The organism is uncultured Paenibacillus sp. (genome assembly GCF_963515335.1).
Taxonomy (GTDB): domain Bacteria; phylum Bacillota; class Bacilli; order Paenibacillales; family Paenibacillaceae; genus Paenibacillus_I.
The window spans coordinates 1-22,062 of sequence record NZ_CAUPYC010000066.1 but is presented as its reverse complement, the minus strand read 5'-3'; the positions used below and the strand labels follow the sequence as shown (position 1 = coordinate 22,062).

Sequence of the window (22,062 nt, the reverse complement as noted above, 5' to 3'; positions counted from 1 at the left end):
GGTGAGCACGGCGCGCGGAGCGGTGCGGCTCAGGGCGCCGATCTCGGTCGCCCAAGTGTCGGCATTGACGGAGGCCATAACGCCGACGAACGCGAGCTGCAGGGCAGGGACGGGCCATAACGCGTAAGCGGCGCACAAGGCAAGGCCGAGGCCGCCGTTCGCCCACACCTGGCCCGTGTCCCGCCTGCCGCTTTTGACATAGTGCGCCTCGGCCTCGGCTTTGGCGCGATGGCGCTTCTTCCATTTCGACCAGAACGACGAAGAGATGAAAAAAGCCAGCAGCGTCCCGAACCAGAACGGCCCGCCCAGCGTGACGAATGCCGTTCCCATCGGCACCGCCGACCACGCCCCGGAAGCCGACAACGAGCATTTGCGGTAAGCGAGCCATGCGACAAGCCCGCTTCCGAACAAGCCGAACGCCAATCGCAAGGCGATCTCTTCCAAACTCCAATCGGCTATCATCCCGGCTCCCCTTTCCCGTCCTGCGACGCTCAATCGCGCGCCGCGGCGTAAAATTTTGGCCAAATTGTCCTGAACCGGCAGGATTAACCGTTTATTCGTCGAATAAACGGTTAATCCTCGAATAATATTGAGCTATTCGACATTCAGTTCGTTCGGTTAGGAGTGTTGTTACCATTGGCGGATTATGATTTTGAGCTGCAGCCGGCTCTGAAGGAAGAGCATACGCCGGAGCAGATGCTTCGCATCATTTTCGATTATACCGCAAAAATCGGCAACGAGAGCAGCCTGCAGAACGTGCTCGTCCTGATGGCGAACATGGGCCGCGAGATGATTGTTTCGGACCGCTGCACCGTGTGGCTGATCGACCACAAAACCAATGAGCTGTTCACCACCGTCGCGCACGGGGTGAACGAAATCCGCGTGCCGATGGGCTCCGGCTTCGTCGGTCATTCGATCGAAATCGGAAAGCCGCTGCTGATTGAGGACGCCTATGCCGATCCCCGTCACAACCCGACGAATGACAAGCTTACCGGGTACAAGACCAAATCGATCATCACCGTGCCGTTCGTCGGCAACGACGGAAGCATGATCGGCGCCTATCAGGCGATCAATAAAATGACCCCCGAAGCGGTGTTCACGCAGCGGGATCTCGATTATTTGGCGCTCGCCGCCTCCTATGCCGGCAAATCGCTGGAATCGGTCATGCTGCATGAGGAGATCGTGGCGACGCAGCGGGAAATCATTTTCACGATGGGCGAAATCGGCGAGAGCCGCTCCAAGGAAACGGGCAATCACGTGAAACGGGTGGCCGAGTATTCCTACATTCTCGCGCTCGGTCTCGGTTTGGGCCAGGAGGAAGCGGAGAAAATCAAGATGGCTTCCCCGATGCACGATATCGGCAAGGTGGCCATTCCGGACGCCGTTCTGAAGAAGCCGGGCAAACTGACCGACGAGGAATACGACATCATGAAGACGCACACGACGATCGCCTACAATCTGCTGAAAGGCTCGAGCCGCGACTTGCTCCGCTCCGCCGCTTCCATCGCGCACGAGCATCATGAGAAATGGGACGGCACCGGCTATCCGCAGAAGCTGAAAGGCGAGGAAATCCACCTCTACGGCCGGATTACCGCGGTGGCCGACGTATTCGACGCCCTCGGCAGCGACCGGGTGTACAAAAAGGCTTGGGAGCTCGACCGCATCGTCAACCTTTTCCATGAAGAGCGGGGCCGCCATTTCGACCCGCAGCTGATCGACGTGTTCATGGAGCAGCTGCCGAAAATCATCGAGGTTCGCGACCGGTACAAAGACGATATGCCGGAGTAATCCCGCTCGGTTGTTTATGTTGCGCTTCTACCGAACAACCGCTTCAACCATCCCGGTCGAGGCTGCTTGCCCAGCGCGGCGGCGTATCGATCCGGATAATTGGTGCAGATCATAATGTCCGGACTGATGGCGGCCAGACGGCGCATGCGTTGGGGGTCGTTCACCGTCCATGCCATGACCTGCAGCCCCGCTTCGCTGAACAGGGCCGTACGCTGCCGGTTCAGGTAGGCATGGCCGATCGACAGAAACGCCGCGTCCAGCGTTTTCAGCTCCTGAACCAGGAACGGCGGCGCCCCGTCGATGATCAGGCCGATTTTCACATCGGCAGACAGCTCGCGCACCTTGCGGAGCGCCGTCGGATCGAATGAGGTGATCACCGCCTCGCGTTCGATTCCATGCTTGCGCAGCAGGTCGACGACCGCCTTTTCCATTCCGGGATAACGGCCGCCGTATGTCTTCAGTTCGATATTCAGCCGGCACCGTCCCTTGGTTTCTTCGATAACCGTTTCAAGCAGCGGAATTGTTTCACCGGCGAACGCCGGCGAGAACCATCCGCCGACATCCGTCGCGGTCAGCTGTTCGGCGTCGTAATCCGCCACTCTGCCTTTCCTTTTGGCCGTCCGCTGCAGCGTGTCGTCATGGATGACGACGGGGATGCCGTCCCGCGACAGCTGGACGTCCAGCTCAATCCATTCGACGAACGGGAACGACATCGCCTTCCGTATCGCGGCCATCGTGTTTTCCGGTGCGAGGCCGGACGCTCCGCGGTGCGCCACGCAACTGTTTTTCAAACCGTTTCCTCCCGTCCGTTTCGTCATTTGCCGAACCCTCCACCCATTATAACAGGAAAAGACAGGCCGATTGAACCCGTTCTCTTCAGCCGAAGCGGCCGCTCATATAGGGAAGTTATGATCGCCAATCCGGAGAGTATGACTGAGAGGACAGAAAAAGGGCCGTTCCTCAAGAGGATTCTCGGTGCACTAAGTTAAGGACAGCCCCGCATCGCGTTACCGGCTCAGCAGCTCGGCGACCGCGGCAAGCGCCGTTTCCTTGCCCTGACGGATGCAGTCGGGCAGCCCGATGCCGTCGAACGCCGCGCCGGCCGCCCAAACGCCCGGAAGCGCTTCGGCCAGCCGCGACTTGAACGCCCGGCTCCGCTCCACATGCCCTACCGGGTATTGGGGCATCGAACGCCTCAGCCGTGTGACTTCCGTAAACAGCGGCTCAGTCTTGATGCCCAGAATGTCGCGGATATCGTTCAGCACGATCGCCGACAACTGATCGTCGGGCAGCTCGACCGCGTCTTCATCGCCGGCCCTGCCGACATAACAGCGCAGCAGCACCTTGTCCGGCGGGCTGGTATGCAGCCATTTCGTGGACGTCCAGGTGCAGGCCGTTATTTGCCGCCCTTCCGTGCGCGGCACGAGAAAGCCGGAGCCCTCGAACTCCAGGCCGAAGGCCGCCTTATCAAAGGCAAGCACGACGTTCGCCACGGATACGTAGCGCACGCTTTCCAGCATCGACACGTCCAGATGCGGAGACAGCAAGGGTGCGGCATCGAAAGCCGGCGCCGTAACGATGACGGTGTCCGCATGGACCGTCCCGCCGTTGTCGAGCTCGACCGCGTAACGCGCTCGACCTTCACCGTCAGCGTCCGCGGATGCCCGGTCGGCGGCGGCACGAAGCCCCACCGCCTTCACGCCCATCCGCCGCTCGGCCGAAGCAAGCTCGCGGTCAAGCGCCTCGACCATCGCGGACAGGCCGTTCCGGAACGTCAAAAAAATAGCGCTCTTGTACCGCCCCGCCGTTCCTGCCTTCCCCGCCTGGGAGGGCGACGCTTGCCTGCTGCGCCGCATCCCGCGAATAAGGCTGCCGTATTTGCGCTCGGCCTCGCGGAACTGCGGGAACGTCGCCCGCAGGCTCAGCTTGTCGAGCTCGCCTGCATAAATACCCGCAAGCAGCGGCTCCGCCACCCGCTCGACCACCTGCGGACCGAGACGGCGCTCGAGAAACGCGCCGATCGACTCGTCCTCCGACCCTTTGCGGGCCGGCAGCACGAAATCGAGCGCAGCCCGCAGCTTGCCGCCGGCCGACAGCAGCCCGGTCGCCGCAAACGGCGCGATTTCCGTCGGAATGCCGAGCACAAGCCCCTCCGGCATCGGGTGCAGCTTGCCTCTGTGCAGGATATATGCGCGCTTGCCGGACGGATTGATCGGCACGAGCTCGTCCGCCAGGCCCAGCTCGTCCGCCAGGTCGATAATCGGCAGCTTCCGGGCCAGAAAAGAATCCGGACCCTTCTCGATGACGAAGCCCTCCTTGCGGAGCGTGCTGATTTTACCGCCCAGCGCGGGCGCCGGCTCGATGATCGTAATCTCCGCTTGCAGCCCCCGCTCGGCGGCGAAGCGGCGCAAATAAAAAGCGGAGCTCAGTCCGCTTATTCCTCCGCCGATTACTGCCGCCCGGACGGCGCGTTCTTGTCTCCGCATGTCGTCAACCTCTTTCGTTCAACGCCGCCATGACCGATTCGGCCAGCGTTTCCATATAGAACGGGTCGGTGTTCAGCATGTCAATCCGCTCCAGCCTGATCCCGAGCTCCGCCGCAAACGCCTTGGCTTCGATATCCAGATCGTACAGCACTTCCAAATGATCCGACACGAAGCCGATCGGCGCGGACAGCACATGCTTGACGCCTTGCGCGCCGAGCTCGCGCAGCGTTTCGAGAATATCGGGTCCCAGCCAAGGCTCCCGCGTCCGCCCCGCGCTCTGCCACGTGAACTGCCAGTTGTCCGTGCCCGCCGCTTCGGCCACCGCGCCGGACGTTGCCAGCAGCTGGCTGACATACGGGTCGCCCATCTCCAGAATCTTCTCCGGAAGGCTGTGCGCGCTGAACAATACCTTCACGGCGGCGGGCGCCGCATCGCCGCCGAACTTTCGCAGGCCCGCGATCACCCTGTCCGCCAATGTTGCAATCAGCTTCGGATGAAGATGATAGTCCTCCACGAACGTCATGCGGATGCCCGGCTGCTCGGCCTTCTCCTTCGCGCGCTTGATATAGCCTCCGACGCTCATGACGGAATAATGCGGCGCCAGCACGATGCCGACCGCCTCGGCAATGCCGTCCGCAGCCATCGCGTCGACACCGTCTTCGATGAACGGTTTGGCATGCTTCAAGCCCTGGTAGCAGCGGAAAACGCCCGGCTCCAGCCGGTCGAGCGTCTCCTGCAGCCTTTGAACCTGGCGGTTCGTGTTCTCGCGCAGCGGGAACACCCCTCCGACGATCGCTTCATAGCGGCCGACGAGATCGGTCAGCTGCTCGGGCGTCGGCGCGTGTCCCCGCCTGATATGCGTATAATAGGCCTCGATGTCGGCCATGCTCTCCGGCGTTCCGTAGGACATGACGAGCACGCCGATCTTTCGTTCAGCCAAGTCCCGCCGCCTCCTTCGCCGCGCCGCTTCCGACGATTGCGTCTGAGGAGTAGCTGTGAATGTATGCGGTCAACCGCTGAAGCTTCTCAAGCGAAGCTTCGGGGAACAGGCCGTGTCCCAAATTGAAAATGTAGCCTGGCTGCTCCAGTCCCTGATCGATGATGCGGCGGGCATGCTCTTCAATCACCTCGTCCGGCGCCGTTAGCACGACCGGGTCGAGATTGCCCTGCACGGCGAAGCGGCCTCCGAGCCGCCTGCGGCCTTCCGCGATCGGCACGCGCCAATCGAGCCCGATAACGTCCGCTTGCAGCCTGCCCAGCGCGGGGAGCAATTCGCCCGAGCCGACGCCGGGAAAATAGATTTTCGGCTGCGGCAAATCGGACAGCTCCGCGAAAATCCGCTCGATCGTCGGCAGTACAAAACGATTGAAATCGTCCGGAGCGAGCGCGCCGACCCAACTGTCGAACAGCTGGAACGCTTTGCCGCCGGCGGCCATATGGGCGCGCAGGTAGGCAATGACCATGTCGCCCAGCTTGTCCATCAAGAGATGCCACACGTCGGGCGCGCCGTACATCAGTTCCTTCGTCCGCAAATAATTGCGGGAAGGACGCCCTTCGATCAGATAGCTGGCGATCGTGAACGGGGCGCCGGCGAACGTAATCAACGGCACATCAAGCGCGCGGTCCAGCATCCGGATCGTCTCCAGCACGTGGGACAAATCGCCCTCGACGTCGATCGGCTTCAGCCGCTCCACGTCCGCTTTGCTGCGGACAGGATTGGCGATCACCGGCCCGACGTTCGCGACAATATCGAAATCGATGCCGATCGATGCGACCGGATTCATAATATCGGAATACAAAATAGCCGCGTCCACGCCCAGCTTGCGGACCGGCATGAGCGTCACTTCCGCCGCCAGCTCCGGCTGCCGGCATATTTCAAGCAGCGAATAACGTTCTTTTATTTTACGGTACTCCGGATCATACCGTCCCGCCTGGCGCATATACCAAACGGGCACGCGGTCGACGCTTTCTTTGCGGCATGCCCGGATGAACCGGTCGTTATAGCTCATTCGCGCTCCCCATTTCTCTCTATTTCCCTTCGTTTCCATTCCATTATGCCCTTTTTGAAGAGCGCTAACAACCGCCGCGCTTCGACTTTCATTGACAAACCTATGACAAATTGGCCTTTACAAAACCTTCATTCGTTATTAACGTGCCGATTACGTTTCACATCTATGCTTGTTTACGTTGAGTCTATCCTATCATTCATAAGGGAGATGTGCGAGTTGGAGAACAAGAACATGGACCGTAAAACATTTTTGTCTTATCTGGGCACCGGGGCTGCCGCACTGGCAGCGGCATCGGCCGGCTTGGGCGTACTCGACGGCAAGGCGTCGGCCGCATCGACGACCGCAGACCACCTTTTCGGCTTCAAAACGAATAAGGTAAGCGGATATTTCGAGCCGATCGCGCCTTCCAAGGAAGACAAACTGATCCTGCCCAAAGGCTTCAAGTACGATGTCATCGCCGCCATGGACGACGTCATCAACAAGGACGGCGACAAATTCGGCGACGGCTCCGACTACAACGCCTTTTTCCCGATTGACGGCTCCAACACGCGCGGACTTCTGATCAATAATCATGAATATACGACCATTTTCAGCGTCGGTCCCATTAAGGACGGCAAAATGACGGCCGATCAAGTACAAAAAAACCTGTATTACCAAGGCATGTCCGTTATCGAAGTATACCGCGACGAGAACGGCACGTGGAAAATGGACACGAACTCCAAGCACGCGCGCCGTATTACCGGGTTCACCAAGCTCGAGTTGACCGGGCCGGCACGAGGGACGGCGGCTGTGGGCAACGCAACGACGGTGCAAGGCACTTTCGCAAACTGCTCCGGCGGCGTAACGCTGTGGAACACGGCGCTTTCCTGCGAGGAGAACTTCACGGAAACCGCGGAAGCGTCCGGCCTCAACGTTACCCATTACGGCTGGGTCGTCGAGATCGATCCTTTCGACAAATCGTATTTGAAAAAGCATACGGCGCTCGGACGGTTCAGCCATGAAAACACCGCTATGGGCCTGACCGCGGACGGCCGCGTCGTCGTGTACATGGGCGATGACAAAAAAGACGCTTGCGTCTACAAGTTCGTCAGCAAAGGCAAGTTCGACAAATCCAAAGGACGCGCCAACTCGGCGTTGCTGGAATCCGGCACGCTGTACGTGGCCAACCTGAAATCCGGCAAATGGGTGCCCGTCACGATCGAAGAAGTGCTGAAAGTGCTCGGCAACGAGAAATTCAAGGCGCCGGCCGGCGTGTCCGCGAAGCGCCAGGATCTGCTTAACAAATACAAGACGCAGGCGGATGTGGTGGTCAATTGCGCGGAGGCCGCTCTGCTGGTAGGCGGCACGCCGACTGACCGTCCGGAAGATATCGAAATTTCGCCGTTCGACAATACGGTTTTCATCAGCCACACAAACAACGACCTGCACGGCAACATTCACGGACACATTACGCGTATCTTCGAATCCGGCAACGACCTGGGCTCGCTGGAATTCGACTTTGAAATTTTTGCGGCAGGCGGCAGACAATCGGGCTTCAGCTCGCCGGACAATCTGGCGTTTGACTCGAACGGCAACCTGTGGGTCGTAACCGACATTTCGAGCGGCAGCCAGAACAAAGGCGTGCACAAGGCGTTCATGAACAACGGCCTGTTCGTCATCCCGACCTCCGGCCGCGACAAAGGCGTCGCCTATCAATTCGCATCCGGCCCGGTCGAAAGCGAAATGACGGGACCGTTCTTCACGCCGGACGAGCAGACGCTGTTCCTCTCCGTCCAGCATCCCGGCGAAGAAACGACGGATTTGAACAACCCGACGAGCCGTTGGCCGCACCGGGCAGGCGATACGAAAGCCCGCGCAGCCGTAGTCGCCATCAGCGGCTTCAAGCTGGGCTAATCACAACCGGATCCAAACAACCGGCTAACCAAAATTAAGGAGTGTGACGACCATGCCTTTCGGCAATATCGGCATCGGCGGACTTATTCTTATTCTCATCATCGCACTGATCGTTTTCGGGCCGTCCAAGCTTCCCGAGCTCGGACGCGCATTCGGACGCACGCTTAGCGAATTCAAGGGCGCCACGCGCGGACTTGTGAACGGCGAATCGGACGACGAGGCGAAAAAGACTCCTGCCGCACCGGAAACACCGGCGGCTGTGAACAAGTAACATGACAAAAGATGTGAACGACTTGAATCTGGTCGGTCACCTGGAGGAGCTTCGCTTCCGTCTGATCCGGACGCTTATCACTTTTGTCGTGTCGATGATTGCAGCCTTCCTGTACGTGCGGCAGATTTACGGCTGGCTCGTTCGGGATCTCGATCAAAAGCTGGTCATTCTCGGGCCGACCGACGTCGTCTGGGTGTATTTCATGATCGCCGGCGTTGTGGCCGTGACCGTCACCATTCCGGTGGCGGCCTATCAGGTCTGGAAATTCGTTCAGCCCGCCATGAACCGAGAGACGCAGCGGGCGACGCTGCTGTTCATACCGGGCATGGCCGCCCTGTTCCTGACCGGTATTGCCTTCGGTTATTTCATCCTGTACCCGATGGTGCTTCAATTTATGATGAGCACGGCGGCGGGCGATTTCACGGCGATGTACACCGCCCAGCGGTACTTCTCTTTCATGATCCATATGACGGTTCCATTCGGCTTGCTGTTCGAGATGCCCGCTGTCGTCATGTTTTTGACCCGTCTCGGCATACTCAATCCTCACCGGCTGGCCAAAGCCCGCAAAATGTCCTACTTCATTCTCGTTATCGTCGCAGTCACGATTACCCCGCCGGACATCCTGTCCGACATCGTCGTCATCGTGCCGCTGTTTCTGCTGTACGAGATCAGCATCGGGATATCGAAGGCCGTATATCGCAAACGGTTGAGATTGCAAGACGAAGCCCCGCTTTGATTCCATCCATCTCAAGAGAGCAGCCGACCGGCTGCTCTCTTCTTTTACTGCCGCATTTCGGACTGGCTGTTCGACTGTGCTATACTAAGACGGACGGTTTATCGCATGGGAGTTTGCCGCACAAGGAGGCCGGAATCGATGGCGCAATGGAAAATCAATCTGGCCGTGCTGTGGCTGGGGCAATTTCTCGTTTTGGCCGGGATGACGATGATCATCCCCTTTCTGCCGCTCTATCTGCAGCAAGATTTCGGCCTGACGGACGAGACTGAAATCGCGACTTGGGCGGGCGTCATTTTTGCCGGGAATTTCGTAACGTCGTTTCTGTTCCAGCCGCTCTGGGGAAAATTAGCCGACCGGCACGGCCGCAAAATCATGCTGCTCCGCTCCGGCTTCGGCATGGCCGTCGTCATGGTGCTGATGGGATTCGCCCAAGCGCCTTGGCAGCTGCTGGCGCTGCGCATGCTTAACGGCACGATATCGGGCTTCAATCCCGCCGCGGTCTCCCTCGTATCGGCCACGACGCCGAAGGAGCGTATCGGGTTTGCCATGGGCCTGGTCCAATCGGGTGCGATCGCGGGAACGATTATGGGGCCGTTAATGGGCGGGCTGCTGGCCGACTGGGTAGGCTTCCGGCCGATTTTTTACATTACGGGAACGCTCCTGTTTCTCGCTTCGCTGCTCGCCATGGTTCTCGTCAAGGAAAACTTCGACCGGTCGAAAGCGGCTTCCGTTCCGCAAATATCGGTGTGGGCCGGCTTTAAGGAAATCAGCCATATCCCGCAGCTGACCGCCTTGTTCGCCGTCTCGCTGCTGATTCAATTCGCCATGATGAGTCCGATGCCGCTCATGCCGCTGTACGTACAGCAACTGCACGGCACGACCGAAAATCTGGCCTTCTGGGCCGGCTTCGTCGGCTCGGTTACGGGACTGTCGAACATGATCGCCTCTCCCCTGCTCGGAAGGCTGAGCGACCGGAAGGGCGCCGAGCTGGTGCTGGGCGTATCGCTTGTAGGCGCGGGCCTGATGTTCATTCCGCAAGCGTTCGTCAGCGAGGTATGGCAGTTGCTCGCCGTACGGTTTCTGCTCGGCATTTTCCTCGGCGGCCTGATTCCGAGCGTCAACGCGCTGATCCGCAAGCATACGCCCGACGGCATGGAGAGCCGGGCCTACAGCTTCAACAGCAGCACGCTTAGTCTCGGCAACGTGTTGGGTCCGATCGTCGGCGGGGCCGCGTCGGGCGTAATCGGCATCGAAGGAGTCTTCCTCGTGGCTGCCGCTTTATTTTTCTTGAATGCGGTCTGGGTCAGAACGGTCGTCATCCGTCCGGCCGTCCGCCGAAAAGAGCAGCGCGGCTAAAAAGCGCCTCTCGGCACTATCCCCTTCGCTCAGGCGACGCTCCTCCGCCCCCCCTCTCGGCACTATCCCGTCCGGTCAGGCGATGTCGCATCCTCCATCCGCCTCTCGGCACTATCCCCTTCATGCAGGAGACCACCGTCCGCACGATCCGCCGGGTTTCCTGTGCAATCGGGATAATGCCCATAAGGCGAACAATCACGCTCTCCTGTCCCAAAGGGATAATGCCCATAAGGCAAAAAAACACGCTATTCTGTCCCGATGAAATAGTGCCGATAAGTCGAAAAAGGGACTGCTGTTCGTTCAAACGCACGAAAGCCGGCGGGCGTTATTCCCCTGCCGGCTTCTCTGCGAACCGTCATCAACGCCAACGATTGCCTCAACCTTTAACCATAGCGACGGCAAGGCCGTCGTATGCGGGAAGGATCGTGCCGTCCAAACGCGGATCGGACATAAGCCGCTCGTTGAACGAGCGCATCGCCGTGACGGAGGGTCCTTCTTTGGAGGGATCGCAAACTCGACCGTGCAAAAGCGTATTGTCGGCGGTAATAACCGCGCCCGGATTCGCCAGCGTCAGCGCCCATTCCAAATAATCCGGGTATCCTTCCTTGTCCGCGTCGATGAAGAAAAAATCGAAACGCTTGCCCTCGCTCGCGAGTTCCGCCAAGCTGTCGCGGGCGTCGCCGACCCGGTAAGTCACGCGGTTCGCCAGTCCGGCGGCGGACATATGCGCGTATGCGACGTCCGCGTAATCCTGCCGCAACTCAAGCGAGGTCAGGCGCCCGGAGTCTCCCAAACCGCGGGCCAGACATATGCCGCTGTAGCCGCCGAGCGCTCCGATCTCCAGTATTTCTCTGGCCCCTGACATCCTCACCAGCAGCGTCAGCAATCGACCGAAGCCGGAAGCGATCGAAATGTCCGGCATACCCGCAGCGCGAATGCCTTCTTCCGCTCGCGCGAGATCGGCGTCAGGCGCAAACAACCGGTCCACATATTTTTCGGAGCTTAACATCCGTCTCCCCCTCGGTTTCATTTTGTCCTGAATTATCCTATACTAGATTGTATCTTTTCGGGGCTTCGGAAACAACCGCGGCCACCTTCTAACCGGAAGCGGAGCGAAGACATGCTATGAGTAAGATTGAATTGATCGCCACAGCCCCGATGGGGCTTGAAGCCGTCGTTGCGCGCGAGTTGAAGGAGCTCGGTTACGAACGGACTGCCGTCGAGAACGGCCGCGTGAAGTTCGAGGGAACGCCGGCGGATATATGCCGCGCCAACCTGTGGCTGCGCACAGCGGATCGGGTTCTCGTCAACATGGGCGAATTCGAGGCCCGAACGTTCGACGAGCTTTTCGAAGGAACCAAGGCGCTTGACTGGCCCGACTGGATTCCGGGCGACGGCGAATTTCCGGTCGAAGGCCGGTCGCACAAATCGCAGCTGTCGAGCGTTCCCGCCTGTCAAGGCATCGTCAAGAAAGCAGTCGTTGAAAAAATGAAGCAAAAATACGGGACCGAATGGTTTCCCGAGGACGGTCCCCGCTACGTGATCGAAGTGTCGCTGCTGAACGACCGGGCTCTGCTGACGCTGGATACGACGGGACCCGGCCTTCACAAGCGCGGCTATCGCAAGCTGATCACCGAAGCGCCTTTGAAAGAGACGATGGCTGCCGCCATGATCCTGCTCAGCCGCTGGGGCCCGCACCGCCCGCTGTACGATCCGTTCTGCGGCTCCGGGACGATTCCGGTGGAGGCCGCGATGATCGGTTGGAATATTGCTCCCGGCATGCGGCGCAGCTTCAACAGCGACGCTTGGCCGGTCATCGGCAGCGAGGCGTGGGATAACGCCCGTGAAGAGGCATTCGACGCCGTGCGGGACGACATGCCGCTCGAAATCGCCGGCTCCGATATCGATCCGAAGGCGGTCGAGGTGGCGGAGGCATCGGCCAAGAAAGCCGGCTTCGGCAAGGAAATCAGCTTCAAGGCATTGCCCGTCGCCAAGACGAAGCCGCAAAGCGAATACGGCTGCCTGATCACGAATCCGCCGTACGGCGAGCGGCTGGGCGATTCGCGGGAGGCGGAGCGAACGGTCCGCGAGCTTGGCTTCACGGCTTCCCTGCTGCCAAGCTGGTCTTTTTTCGCGCTAAGTCCGGCCAAATCGTTCGAGCACTACTTCGGCCGCCCCGCCGACAAAAAACGCAAGCTGTTTAACGGCAGAATCGAATGCCAGTTCTACCAGTACCTCGGCCCGCTCCCGCCGCTTCCGTCCAAAAGGAAAGCGCCTGAGAAGTTTTGAAACGGCCGAATAAGCCTATGCCGCAGAAGCCCATAATGGAGAGAGGCCTTTTCCAACACAATTGTACAGAGAGAGGAACCGAACGATTATGCTTTTCGCCTTAAGATCGGCAGCCCGCCGCGGCCTTCAAGGCTCGTTCCGCACGCTGGAACGGGCTCGGGGCGCGGATGTGGTTCTTTTTTTCGTGCTGATGACCCACAAGCTTTCCCTTTTCAACGTCATGATCAACGTTCGCAACATGGAGCTGACGCCGGATGATGTTTTTATCGCGATCGGCACCCTGGGTTTAGTCTCCTTCTGGACCGTATGGCTGTCTTACCGCTGGCGGTTCATCGTCCTGGCCGCGCTGAACCTGATTCTGACCGCCGTGCTCTATGCCGACCTGGTTTACTTCCGGTATTTCCAGGACATCATCTCGGTGCCGGTGCTGCTGCAAGCCGGACAAGTCGGATCCTTGGGCGGGAGCATCGCAGCCCTTTTGTCGTGGCGCGATCTTGCCTATTTTGTCGATTGGCTCTTTGTCATTCCGCTGGCGGTTTATGCCTTTTTCTCCGGACGCCGGCCAAAAGAGCTGACGTTCCGGGCTCCCAAACGCGCGCGAACGGCCGCCCTGCGCATCTCGTTCAGCCTGCTCGTGTTTGCCGCGGGCCTGACGCTCGTGTTCGTACCGGTGAACGTAGCCGACAAAACATGGGCGAAAGGGCTTTTCACCAACAATTGGTGGAACGTGTCGGTCTATAATGTAACCGGCTTGTACGGTTTTCACGGCTACGATATCTACCGCTCGGTAAAAGCGTCGGCCGAAGAGAAGGTGCTCGCGGTGACCGAGGAACAATCGGTAACGGATTGGTTCGAGACACGCGGCCGGCTGCGCGCTTCGCTTGCAAAAGAGGACGAGCGGTTCGGCGCGTACAAAGGCAAAAACGTCATCATGGTGCAGGCTGAAGCGTTCCAAAACTTCGTCATCGGCCGTTCGATCGGCGGCGTCGAGATTACGCCCAATCTGAACCGACTGCTGAAAGAGAGCGTCTATTTCAGCCGCTTCTATCATCAGACCTCGCAGGGACGCACGTCGGATGCGGATTTTGCGGCCCATTGCTCCCAGCAGCCGCTGCCGAGCGGCTCCGTCTTCATCAAGTACGCGGACCACACGTTCGATTGCCTGCCCGGCGCGCTGAAAGCCGAGGGGTATGGCACGACGGTCTTCCACGCTTACGAAGGCGGGTTCTGGAACCGCAATACGATGTATGCCAAAATGCAGTACGACGCCTATTATAACAAAAAGAATTTCAAGCTGGACGAGCCTGTCGGCTGGGCGCTCGGCGACAAGTCTTTTTTCCGCCAATCGGCGGATCGGATCGCCGCTCAGAAGCGGCCCTTCTACTCGTTCCTGATCACGCTGTCCAGCCATCACCCGTACAAGCTTCCCGCAAGCATGGAAAAGCTGGACGTCGGCGAATTCCAAGGCTCGATGTTCGGCGACTACCTTCAATCCGTCAACTATGCAGACGCCGCGCTCGGAGAATTCATCGCAAGGTTGAAAGCCGAGGGTCTATGGGACGAAACGATTTTCGTTTTTTACGGCGATCACGACAATTCGATTCGCGATTGGGCGCCGTTCGAGAAGTTTCTGGGACAGGAACTCAATGCCGTCGCCCGGCAGCAAATCCTGAAGCAGGTGCCGTTAATCGTCCGCCTGCCGGACGGGGCGCTTGGCGGAACAATTCGCAGCGATGTCGGCGGACAGCTCGATATCACGCCGACGATTCTGCATTTGCTTGGCATCGACAGCGGCAAGCTGGCCATGATCGGTACGCCCCTGCTGACAGAAAAGCCGCTTCAGGGCAAAATCGTCGTATTCCGCAACGGCACGTTTACGGACGGCAGCGTGTATTATCTGTCTTCCGCCGCAGCCGACGGCGGCAGCGGCTGCTTCGATGCCAAAACCGGCGCCGCGCTTGACGACACGGCGTGTTCAGCCGGCAAGGCCTCCGCCGCGGAGGAGCTCGAAGCCTCGTCGGACCTGGTCGAATACGATCTCCTTGCATCGAGGAAAAAGTGACGAAAAACAAGGCTGCTTGTCCGTCGGCGAATGACGGCAGGCAGCCTTGTTATTGTTCGATCCGTTTGTGTTCAATCCTGGGTCTTGATATATTTTTTCGCTTTTTCGATAACCTCGTCCTCGGTCGGCGCCGTGACGTACCGCCCGTTGATGAAGATGAACGCATAACGTGAGCAGGGGCCGCAGTATGACTTGCAGGCGACCTTGATTTCGACGTCCGGCGCCAGCTTCCGCAGCTTGGGCAGCGTCGTTTTCACGCGCATGTGTTTGCATTTGTCGCAAATCCGGATATCGTTCGCCATACCGTCAATGATCGCCGTGGTTGCCTTGGGACGGATTCGTGATGACGAAGCCTTCCTCCGGAACGTAAAAATAGTCGATACGGACGCCGTCCAGGAACGGGTCGCCCTTCTTCAAAAGAACGTCGATGCCTTTGTCGGTGGACACGATTTCGTCCTCCTCCTTCGCATCGTCGATGCCCATGCCGTAATGGGCATGGTCGCCGTGCGCGTGCGTAACGTAGACGCGCAGCTTTTTGCCTTCATTCTCGGGCTTGTTCAGCTCTTCGAGCAATATTTTGGCCGCATTGCGCGAAATTTTGCATTTCATATCGTATGCCAGCTCCTTCCCAGCGCCACAAATGAATACCCCGTGACCGCGTCGCATTGTCAAATCTATCTTATTGTAATGAATCGGTTTCGGAAGTTCAACATCTTTATTGCGGATACTTGCGCTCCATATAGCGCGTGTACCATTCCGCCGCGAGCATCGTGACGGCAATATCGTCCACCGGCAGGAACGGCAGCACATCCGGCATCACCCAATAGATCGCGACCGGCACAAGGTATAACAGCTTGTCCGCGAGCCGAACTCCCGGCGATGCGAGCAGCCGGTAGATCCGGACGAAGACGTGCTTCCAATGACGCAAGGACCATAGCTTCCGCATCACACGGCATCCCTCCTATGGCGCCATTATAGCATATCCGGTCCGGACGATTCACACGCTGCGCATCGCCTCCAGCAAAAGCGGCGCCACGTCGTCGTAGATGTCGTCGGCTTGGGCAAGCGGCAGCGGATTGACGCCGATTCCGCATTCGACGGTAAAACCCGGCTTGCGAAAACGTTGGATGAACCAATCCTTGTACCCGGCGTCGCTCCCGTGCAGCTTGACCGGACGGTACCCGCTCGCTCGGCCCAGCCGCTCGGCCAGCTCTCCGGCGCCGTCAGGCTCGCAGTCGCGGTAATTCCAATAGATCTCCTGGCCTTGCGTATGAAGCGCAATAACCATATCGAACGCTTTCCTGTCCGTAAACGCAGCCATCGCGGCGGCTTCCGGCTCGGCCAGCGGCGCCGGTCCGGGATAATCGCGCGGCCCGGGTCCTTCCTTGCCCCGCCTTGCGCATTCCTCCTCCCAATGCGCCGGAAATTGGTCGTTCAAATCCACCCCCCGCACATTCGCCTTCCAGCGAAAAAAACGGTCCGAATACCGGTTCCAGCGGATGAGATCGCGGCCGAACGGATGACCGGACATCACGCCTTCCTGCGCAAGCTCGACCCCGTCGGGATTGACCATCGGGACAAGCCACAGCTGCGTTCGCTCCAGCAGCTTGCGAGAATCGTACCCTCTTATCGGAATGCCCGCGCCGACAGCGCGGCAATAATCCTCCAGAAACGTCATCAGCACCAGTGACGTGATCCACTCGTTGGCGTGAAACGACCCGTTGACATGCAGGCTGCGCTTCCCTTCCCCGATTGCCAGCGCGGCGATCGGTTTCCCCATCACGCTCCGGCCGATAATGCCGGCTTGCAGAAAAGGATAACAAGCTTGCAGACGATGGATATCGGCCGCCAGCTGTCGGGGGCCGTACTCTGCGCTGCCGCGAACGATGCGCTTCTGCGCGCCGAAGCAGACCGGCCGCACCGGCCGGGGGATAAGCAGCGCCGAGCCCGGGACAAGATGACGGGAACGGGATACGTGCGGATTGGCCGCATACAGCTCCTCCGCCTCCATTCCGAACCTGTCGGCAATTCGCAGCACCGTATCGCCCGGACGGCTGATATAACGAACCATTGCCTTCCTCCCCGAAAAGCGCTTTCCCTATATGTATTCCGCCGGCCCGGGCGCTATGATATGTGCGCCGACCGGGAAAAGCCGCAGCGGCAGCTTGGGCGGCTGCGCGTTGCGGCTTTCCGTAAGGAGAGTCGTCATCCGATATTCGGCACCTGCCAGACGATCGGCGTCCATTCGATTTCTTCGTTCAACCATTGCCGGGCGATGGTCTGGAACAGGGCCGGATCGCCGCTGCAGCAAAAGTGGTGCACCGGCATGACCTCGCCCAGCGCCAGCCGGCCTTTCACCTGCAGAACCGTGCTGATGTCCCGGGCGGTCTCCTCGGCCGAGCTGATCAGGCTGATATGCCGGCCCATAGCCTCCGCAATGGCATCCGCCAAAAACGGATAATGCGTGCAGCCGAGAATGAGCGTGTCGATGGGCGTCGAGCACAAAGACTGAAGCGATTCGGCGACCGTTTTGTATGTTTCCTCCGAACGAAAGTTGCCTTGCTCGACCAGCGGCACGAATTTCGGGCATGCGCGGCTGATCACCTCGATTTGCGGCTTCAACTGCTTCAGAGCATCCTGGTAAGCGCCGCTGTTAATGGTCCCCTCCGTGCCGATGACCCCGACGAATCCCGATTGGGTGCGGTTGATCGCCGCGCGGGCGCCGGGATGGATAACGCCGATTACCGGCACCGTCACCCGCGAACGGATATCCTCCAGCGCGAAAGCCGTGGCCGTATTGCAGGCGATCACGATCATTTTCGGGCGGAATTGAATTAAATAATCGACAATCTCCCTCGTGAACCGAATGACTTCCTCCGCCGGCCGCGGACCGTAAGGGGTGCGTGCCGTATCGCCGAAATAAATGATTTTCTCGCGCGGAAGCTGGCGCATGACTTCCTTGACGACCGTCAGGCCGCCCACTCCTGAATCCAATATGGCGATCGGCTGTTGCACGTATACACCGCTTTCCTCGTTGAAAGTAACGTAAGATGTAACAACATACAATATGAAGGACAGCTGTAAAATGTACCTGCAAACCTATCGTACCACAATTTTCCACGCCTGTCCGATCGGCGGCATGTCTTAAATCAAAAAAACCTCGTTCCTTAACGGAACGAGGGCAGCCATTCGCCGTGCGCTTCGATCAGCTCGTCGCACATGGCGATAATATCATCCATGGAAAGCTCGGCGGCCGTATGAGGGTCGAGCATCGCCGCATGGTAGATGTGTTCTTTTTTGCCGGTCATCGCCGCCTCGATCGTGAGCAGCTGCGTGTTGATGTTCGTCCGGTTAAGCGCAGCGCACTGCGGCGGCAGGTTACCGACATAGGTAGGATTCACGCCGCTGCGGTCGACCAGGCATGGCACCTCGACGCACGCTTCCTTAGGCAGGTTTGTGATGAGACCGGTATTCATGACGTTGCCGCCGATTTTGAACGGTACATTCGTCTCGATCGCTTCCATGATATATGAAGCATATTCGTGCGTGCGCTCATGGGACAAATCGCGATTGTCCACCAGCTCGCCGCGCATCTTTTTCCACCGTTCGATCTGGTCGATACAGCGGCGCGGATATTCGTCAAGCGGAATGTTGAACCGTTCGATCAGCTCCGGATAGTTCCGTTTGATGAAATAAGGATGATATTCCGCATTGTGCTCGGACGATTCGGTTATGTAGTACCCGAATTTGAGCATCATTTCGAAGCGCACCATGTCATGGTGCTTTTCCTTTTGCTTCTCGGCCGCGCGGCGTTTGATTTCCGGATACAGATCGACGCCGTCCTTGTTCACCTCGAGCAGCCAGGCCATATGGTTGATGCCCGCAATTTTCGACTGAACGCCCGTCATGTCCATATCGAGGCTCTTGAACAGCTCCGACACGCACACCTGCACGCTGTGGCATAACCCGACCGCGCGAACGCCGCCGTACGTATTCATGACGTTCGTCAGCACCGCCATCGGATTCGTATAATTCATGAAAAGCGCATCCGGGCACACCTCCCGCATGTCTTCGGCAAAGCCGAGCATGACCGGGATCGTACGCAGGTTGCGGAAAATGCCGCCGATCCCCACCGTATCCGCGATCGTCTGGCGCAGGCCGTATTTTTTGGGAATCTCGAAGTCGGTGATCGTACATGGATCGTAGCCGCCGACCTGGATCGCATTTACGACGTATTTGGCGCCGCGGAGGGCGTCTTTGCGGTCGGTATAGGCCCGCACCTCGCAAGTGGAGCCGGACGTCGCCTTCAGATTGAGCAGCATGCGCTCCGAATCCGCCAGCCGCTCGCGGTCGATATCGAACAACGCGATTTCGAAGCCTTGCAGCGCAGGCGTCAGCATGCAGTCGCCCAGCACATTTTTGGCGAATACCGTGCTGCCGGCTCCGATAAACGTAATTTTGGACATGTCATTGGCCTCCTTGATTTTTCTATATCTACAGTAAGTCAAAGACGGCCTCAAGCGAATGGCAAAATAACGGTTTGATATGGACATTTGTAGGGAGATCGATTACAATGCTTAACAAGCAAATCTGGGAACGGACGGTGGACGGTCATGATTCTTGAGCATACCTTGTACGAGCTCGGCGTCAATCCGTCGCCGGCTCCGGCGGAATTGACCGTTATTTTTTGCGGGGAGGGAAAGCCCGTCGGAGGACACCGCAACGGCCCCGGCGTCCACGACTATTATTTGATTCATACCGTGCTGTCCGGATCCGGCGTTTACGAAGTCAAGGGAAAACGGTACGAATGCATGGCCGGGGACACGTTCGTCATCTTGCCGGGCGAGCCGTTCTTTTACGAGGCCGACGCCCGGGACCCATGGAGCTACGTCTGGGTCGCTTTCATCGGCAGCGGCGCCGCCTCGCATGTCCGCGGAATCGGCGTCACGACGGAAGCGCCCGTCATTCGCGGGGGCAGCCGCAAAATTCCCGCCCTCTACCGGCGGCTGCGTTCACGGCTGCTGCAGGCGGATAACGCCTCTCATATTACAAGCCTGGAATCGGCGGGATATTTGCGGTTGCTGCTGGCCGAATTCGGCATCGCGAACCGGCACGCGCTGTCTGCGGCCGACGCGTTCTCCTCGGACATCGAACGCCGGATTGCGCTCGCCGTCCGTTTGCTGTCCACCCATTACGCGCAGTCCGTTTCGATCGGGCAGCTGTCGCAAACATACGGCTACCATCGCACCCATTTCTCGGCCATGTTCAAGCAGTCGACCGGCTATTCGCCGAAACAGTATTTGCTGAAGGTGCGAATGGAGCGCGCCGAAGCGCTGCTCGCGACGGCGATGCCGATCGAGCAGGTCGCCTCGTCGGTCGGCTATAGCGATCCGCTGTATTTCTCGAAGCAATTCCATAAATGGAGCGGCAAATCGCCTTCCGCCTTCCGCAAGTCGCTGCGCAGCGGATAACGCATGGACGCCGCCGTTTGCCCCGCTATGCCATGCAAAAAGCCGGGAAGCGAAAGTTCCGCCATTCGCTCCCCGGCTTTGGGATCATCCCGCTTTTTCCGTGTCGATTTCCGCCGGTTCGATTGCCGCTTGCTCCCCGCCGTCGTCTTTCGCTCTCCATGAAGCGACCGTTCCGATCACTCCGCCGGCCGCCTCCTTTGCCTTGCCGGCCAGCTCCGCCGTTTGGCTGCCGACCTGCTTCGCCATTTTGCCCGTCGTCTCGCCGACCTGGCCGGCAAGCTTGACGGTCTTATCGCACGCCTGCTGCGCCCCTTCGGCAATGTCTTTGCGAAGTTCCTTGCCCGCTTTGGGCGCAAACAGCAGCGCCGTCAACGCTCCGATCGCCGCGCCGGCCGCCGTTCCGATCACAAACGTTTTTACATCCTGCTTCGTCGCCATCGTTCACTCGCTCCTCTCAAACTTATCGCGCTCTTCGTCCCTTTTCGGCCGAACCGGCACAGCGGCTGCTTCGGTGCGCTTCGTCTCCCACCATTTCCAAGCGGTCCAACCGAGCTCCGCCCACGTGAGCGCTTCTCCGAATTTCTGCTTGCCGGCGCCTGTTGCCCGCTGCAGGTTGCGCCCGGCCAGATCGTCGACGGCCCGCGCCACAAAACGAACGCTCTTCGCGCTCCGTTCAACCGCCTCGCCGAGCTGCTCCGAAGCCGAAACCAGCTTCTCGACCCGCTTCAGTTGGCCGAATACGACCGCGTTCATGTCGGAAGCCTGCGCCGTCAGCGCCCGAAGCTCACGGATCAATGCAAGCGTCTCATTGTCCAACCGATCCACCGTTTGCCCAACCCTAGCCAGCAAGCTGCGGGCCGCCCAGATGAACCGCAGCACGCCGAACACCAGCACGCCGATCGCCGCCAGCGCGAGCCACACAGCCGCCGCACCCCAAACCGCCATCTCCGCCCCTCCCTTCGGCCGTTCTAGACGAATGCCCAATTCGTATTGACAGTATAGTCGGCCGGCCGTGGTTTTGACACCGATGGACGGGGGAGGTCGGGCAAAAAGTTTTCGCGGGTCTCGCAGGCTGCTCGCGTTTCGCGCTCCTTATGAGCATTATCCCGTCTATTCAGGACGCTGGCTTCAAGTCGCCGGCGCGGCATGGCGTATAACGTCTGTTTGGGGGGACCCTCCGTCCTTTCATCTTCCTCTGAGCATTATCCCCTCCAAACAGGAAGAACCGATCCCGACCAATCGTAGCCGATACGCACAGACGCAACACGATCCGTCAAGTATGGATTATCCCAGTCAAACAGGAAGCAGCCTCTGCCGCATCATTGCCAAAACACGGATGATGACATCTGATTTCACTACAACTTTGTATAATTTCCCATGTTCGCATTGTAAAAGGAACGTATGTTTGCTATAATGACTTTATCGGAACATTTGTTCGTATTTTAGGGAGGGATGGCGGTTGGAAACAGCGGCGATGTCGGGGGATTACGAGTCTTTTTGCGACCGGTTTGCTTCGGAGAGTGCATGCACAGCCGCGTTATTTTCAGCCAAATGGCCTGCCGGCTTCGTTTGCCCGCGCTGCAGCCACACGCAGGCTTATGCGCTCCGCTGCAGGCGACTGCTTTACGAATGCAGCGGATGCGGCTATCAGACCTCCCTGCTCGTCGGCACGGTGATGGAGGGCAGCCGCACGCCGCTTCG

General features: G+C 59.0%; 23 protein-coding genes. 9 read left to right on the top strand and 14 right to left on the bottom strand.

All coding sequences use genetic code 11. The annotated features are described in order from the left end of the window. A partial coding sequence (locus RWM61_RS16830; protein WP_314002911.1) for a DUF92 domain-containing protein occupies positions 1-462 on the bottom strand: 462 nt, incomplete at its 3' end. Between the two features lie 174 nt (positions 463-636). Here RWM61_RS16830 and RWM61_RS16825 point away from each other — a divergent pair. After that, complete coding sequence (locus RWM61_RS16825) at positions 637-1,788, top strand: HD domain-containing phosphohydrolase (RefSeq protein ID WP_314002909.1); 1,152 nt, start codon at positions 637-639, stop codon at positions 1,786-1,788. A gap of 14 nt (positions 1,789-1,802) precedes the next feature. Here RWM61_RS16825 and RWM61_RS16820 read toward each other — a convergent pair whose 3' ends face one another. The 4 genes from RWM61_RS16820 to hemE form a co-directional block, all read right to left on the bottom strand. Then, a complete protein-coding gene (locus RWM61_RS16820; protein ID WP_314002907.1) occupies positions 1,803-2,606 on the bottom strand; it encodes a glycerophosphodiester phosphodiesterase family protein in 804 nt (267 codons plus the stop codon). Between the two features lie 189 nt (positions 2,607-2,795). Further along, on the bottom strand, positions 2,796-4,274 hold the full coding sequence (gene hemG, locus RWM61_RS16815; RefSeq protein WP_314002905.1) for a protoporphyrinogen oxidase: 1,479 nt from the start codon (positions 4,272-4,274) through the stop codon (positions 2,796-2,798). Between the two features lie 4 nt (positions 4,275-4,278). Then, entirely contained in the window at positions 4,279-5,214 is a 936-nt protein-coding gene (gene hemH / locus RWM61_RS16810; protein ID WP_314002903.1) for a ferrochelatase, read from the bottom strand. Then, a complete protein-coding gene (hemE, locus tag RWM61_RS16805) occupies positions 5,207-6,283 on the bottom strand; it encodes a uroporphyrinogen decarboxylase (RefSeq protein WP_314002901.1) in 1,077 nt (358 codons plus the stop codon). Before hemE ends, hemH begins: the two co-directional genes overlap by 8 nt. 231 nt (positions 6,284-6,514) lie before the next feature. Here hemE and RWM61_RS16800 point away from each other — a divergent pair, with 231 nt between their 5' ends. The 4 genes from RWM61_RS16800 (at position 6,515) to RWM61_RS16785 (ending at position 10,539) form a co-directional block, all read left to right on the top strand. Next, entirely contained in the window at positions 6,515-8,176 is a 1,662-nt protein-coding gene (locus tag RWM61_RS16800) for an alkaline phosphatase PhoX (protein ID WP_314002899.1), read from the top strand. A 52-nt stretch (positions 8,177-8,228) separates the two neighbouring features. Further along, positions 8,229-8,447 carry a twin-arginine translocase TatA/TatE family subunit gene (tatA, locus tag RWM61_RS16795; protein ID WP_314002897.1) on the top strand — a complete coding sequence of 73 codons (219 nt, stop codon included), beginning with the start codon at positions 8,229-8,231 and terminating at the stop codon, positions 8,445-8,447. Between the two features lies 1 nt (position 8,448). Beyond that, positions 8,449-9,183, top strand: coding sequence for a twin-arginine translocase subunit TatC (gene tatC, locus RWM61_RS16790; protein WP_314002895.1), 735 nt, complete (start codon positions 8,449-8,451; stop codon positions 9,181-9,183). A gap of 138 nt (positions 9,184-9,321) precedes the next feature. Next, the gene (locus tag RWM61_RS16785) at positions 9,322-10,539 is read left to right on the top strand and encodes an MFS transporter (protein WP_314002893.1); all 1,218 of its coding nucleotides are present in this window, start codon (positions 9,322-9,324) and stop codon (positions 10,537-10,539) included. A 376-nt stretch (positions 10,540-10,915) separates the two neighbouring features. Here RWM61_RS16785 and RWM61_RS16780 read toward each other — a convergent pair whose 3' ends face one another. Continuing rightward, a complete protein-coding gene (locus tag RWM61_RS16780; RefSeq protein ID WP_314002891.1) occupies positions 10,916-11,548 on the bottom strand; it encodes an O-methyltransferase in 633 nt (210 codons plus the stop codon). Between the two features lie 116 nt (positions 11,549-11,664). Here RWM61_RS16780 and RWM61_RS16775 point away from each other — a divergent pair, with 116 nt between their 5' ends. Together RWM61_RS16775 and RWM61_RS16770 are read left to right on the top strand one after the other, a co-directional pair. After that, the gene (locus RWM61_RS16775; RefSeq protein ID WP_314002889.1) at positions 11,665-12,828 is read left to right on the top strand and encodes a class I SAM-dependent RNA methyltransferase; all 1,164 of its coding nucleotides are present in this window, start codon (positions 11,665-11,667) and stop codon (positions 12,826-12,828) included. 88 nt (positions 12,829-12,916) lie between these two features. Then, positions 12,917-14,890, top strand: coding sequence for an LTA synthase family protein (locus tag RWM61_RS16770; protein WP_314002887.1), 1,974 nt, complete (start codon positions 12,917-12,919; stop codon positions 14,888-14,890). Between the two features lie 71 nt (positions 14,891-14,961). On the opposite strand, the gene RWM61_RS16765 is transcribed toward RWM61_RS16770, so the two are convergent. The 6 genes from RWM61_RS16765 to RWM61_RS16740 all read right to left on the bottom strand — a co-directional run bounded on the left by RWM61_RS16765 (position 14,962) and on the right by RWM61_RS16740 (position 19,356). Then, positions 14,962-15,192, bottom strand: a complete 231-nt coding sequence (locus tag RWM61_RS16765) for a DUF1450 domain-containing protein (protein ID WP_314002886.1) — start codon at positions 15,190-15,192, stop codon at positions 14,962-14,964. A 4-nt stretch (positions 15,193-15,196) separates the two neighbouring features. Further along, the gene (locus tag RWM61_RS16760) at positions 15,197-15,499 is read right to left on the bottom strand and encodes an iron-sulfur cluster assembly accessory protein (protein ID WP_314002884.1); all 303 of its coding nucleotides are present in this window, start codon (positions 15,497-15,499) and stop codon (positions 15,197-15,199) included. A gap of 106 nt (positions 15,500-15,605) precedes the next feature. Beyond that, a complete protein-coding gene (locus RWM61_RS16755) occupies positions 15,606-15,836 on the bottom strand; it encodes a hypothetical protein (protein WP_314002882.1) in 231 nt (76 codons plus the stop codon). Between the two features lie 51 nt (positions 15,837-15,887). Then, positions 15,888-16,961, bottom strand: coding sequence for a M14 family metallopeptidase (locus RWM61_RS16750; RefSeq protein WP_314002880.1), 1,074 nt, complete (start codon positions 16,959-16,961; stop codon positions 15,888-15,890). A gap of 134 nt (positions 16,962-17,095) precedes the next feature. Further along, complete coding sequence (gene racE, locus RWM61_RS16745; protein WP_314002878.1) at positions 17,096-17,905, bottom strand: glutamate racemase; 810 nt, start codon at positions 17,903-17,905, stop codon at positions 17,096-17,098. A gap of 152 nt (positions 17,906-18,057) precedes the next feature. Further along, positions 18,058-19,356 carry an alpha-glucosidase/alpha-galactosidase gene (locus RWM61_RS16740; protein WP_314002876.1) on the bottom strand — a complete coding sequence of 433 codons (1,299 nt, stop codon included), beginning with the start codon at positions 19,354-19,356 and terminating at the stop codon, positions 18,058-18,060. Between the two features lie 147 nt (positions 19,357-19,503). On the opposite strand from RWM61_RS16740, the gene RWM61_RS16735 reads away from it, so the two are divergent. Further along, positions 19,504-20,361, top strand: coding sequence for an AraC family transcriptional regulator (locus RWM61_RS16735; protein ID WP_314002874.1), 858 nt, complete (start codon positions 19,504-19,506; stop codon positions 20,359-20,361). 84 nt (positions 20,362-20,445) lie between these two features. Here the strand turns inward: RWM61_RS16735 and RWM61_RS16730 are convergent, their stop codons facing one another. Together RWM61_RS16730 and RWM61_RS16725 are read right to left on the bottom strand one after the other, a co-directional pair. Further along, positions 20,446-20,799, bottom strand: coding sequence for a YtxH domain-containing protein (locus tag RWM61_RS16730; RefSeq protein ID WP_314002872.1), 354 nt, complete (start codon positions 20,797-20,799; stop codon positions 20,446-20,448). Positions 20,800-20,802: 3 nt separating this feature from the next. Then, positions 20,803-21,306 (bottom strand): DUF948 domain-containing protein, encoded by a 504-nt coding sequence (locus RWM61_RS16725; protein WP_314002870.1) that lies wholly within the window; start codon positions 21,304-21,306, stop codon positions 20,803-20,805. A 529-nt stretch (positions 21,307-21,835) separates the two neighbouring features. Here RWM61_RS16725 and RWM61_RS16720 point away from each other — a divergent pair. Then, positions 21,836-22,062, top strand: a 227-nt coding sequence (locus tag RWM61_RS16720) for a transposase (protein ID WP_314002913.1), incomplete at its 3' end; no start/stop codon positions are given.